The 1389-nt window shown below is 56.2% G+C and carries 2 protein-coding genes and 1 pseudogene; 1 reads left to right on the top strand and 2 read right to left on the bottom strand.

What is annotated here, in order from left to right:
• Nucleotides 1-360: pseudogene (locus tag A2I95_RS38075) on the top strand (HEPN domain-containing protein); the annotation flags it as partial.
• A gap of 84 nt (nucleotides 361-444) precedes the next feature.
• Here the strand turns inward: A2I95_RS38075 and A2I95_RS38070 are convergent.
• Both A2I95_RS38070 and A2I95_RS38065 read right to left on the bottom strand, forming a co-directional pair.
• Complete coding sequence (locus A2I95_RS38070) at nucleotides 445-621, bottom strand: hypothetical protein (protein WP_291737604.1); 177 nt, start codon at nucleotides 619-621, stop codon at nucleotides 445-447.
• A gap of 61 nt (nucleotides 622-682) precedes the next feature.
• A partial coding sequence (locus A2I95_RS38065) for a hypothetical protein (RefSeq protein ID WP_291737603.1) occupies nucleotides 683-1389 on the bottom strand: 707 nt, incomplete at its 5' end.

The following is a 1389-nucleotide window of genomic DNA, read 5'->3' as shown; positions in this document are numbered from 1 at the left end:
GATTGGTATCGGCAGTCTTTCAGTGCCCGCGTAACGGATGATGAAGCGGTCGTGGCACTCGCTGTCGCCTTTGAAACGCTCCTGACAGATGCGTATGCTCCAGGCGTCTCTGCTCGGGTCCGTAAACGGCTTCGTATCTGCCTTAAGGGAAAGCATGGCATCGATGACTACGTCGACGCGGTCAGGTCGATTATGGAAGCTCGGGGAGAGATCGTTCACAATGGCTCGACAATTAAAGAAGTCGCAGTGATCAAGGCCCAGGCCGCGTTTGCATTATGCTTGGAAGATGTCGCGAGCCGCCTGCCAAACCTCGGCAGAAGCCTTGATCAGCCGGTCGGCAAGATGCTGGGAGAAGTCTAAAGGCCGTCTCCCATGGAGCAGCGCTTTGCGTCCTGCGTTGTTTGGTTTGCTGCCTAAGCTGCTCGCAGTGTAAGGGCGGCAGCTTCAGTCTTGCGCCGCAAACTCATTCTCGCGACGAACCGAAAGCAGACGTCGCGCAGAGGCTGCCATCTTTCGATCATGCTGTTCAATCTCTCGGACAGCTTGAGCCTTGGCTTTCCGGAACTGCTGATAGCGTTCCTTCAAGCTCAGACCGTCTGCCCGCGGCTTGACAGAATACATCTTCACTTTCCTTGTAGGCATCGCAGTTCCCCTCGCGAGGCACAACCTCGCATCTTGAGTGCTAATATGGGGTAAAAACCCCGTTCTTGTCCACAATGTTCCGCAGTTCCTCAAGATGATCGCTCAAGTTGCCCGGCAGGGGGACATCTCCATCTAACGTCGCCGCAACAGAAATGTGCTCGGGAGAGTCGCTATCCGCGCCTGTCGGCCAACGGTTGAATGGGACAACAACCACCCATTTACGATCATCCGGCAACAGCCGTGAACCAGCCGGTCGCCGGTCCAGCCGGTGATAAAGCCTGTGTTCAGAAGGATCTGTAAGGTCCATACTACACGCACAGCGATCTTGCACGCTGCGTCCTACCAGCGACTCTCCAATGGGTAACAGCAGGCGACTATCCCGGTACCCCTCAAACCCTTCATTGCACCAGAGCGTATAGGCGGCGGGAGGGCGATCCACGAGCTTGACCTCACGCACCAACGCAGCTCGCAGCCTGCAACAGGTAATGCCATACTTGTGAAGATAGTCGCGAACAGCGCCATAGATTTCGGCCAAGCTTTCCTGTTCAAAGCGGTAGCTATCGATCCTGAGCGAAGCGACCTTCTCTGCGTCATCCACCGCCTTCAGATGCTTCTCGGTCTTGTCGAACTCCAAGATCCCTACATCCGGCTCCATAGGTATCCGGATGTGGTGCTGGAGCCCGCGTGTGTTCAAAGCGGCGCCGCCAAAAGCAGCGGTACGAGCCATTTGAAGCAGCATCTGAGCTC

The sequence above is a fragment of the Leisingera sp. F5 genome, from assembly GCF_001593695.1.
Note: the sequence above shows the minus strand (reverse complement) of the source record. Positions and strands in the feature narration are given on the sequence as shown.

What these genes read in the sequence shown, in the direction of transcription:
- A2I95_RS38070 (WP_291737604.1), bottom strand. Translation starts at nt 621, where the DNA reads ATGTATTCTGTCAAGCCGCGGGCAGACGGTCTGAGCTTGAAGGAACGC.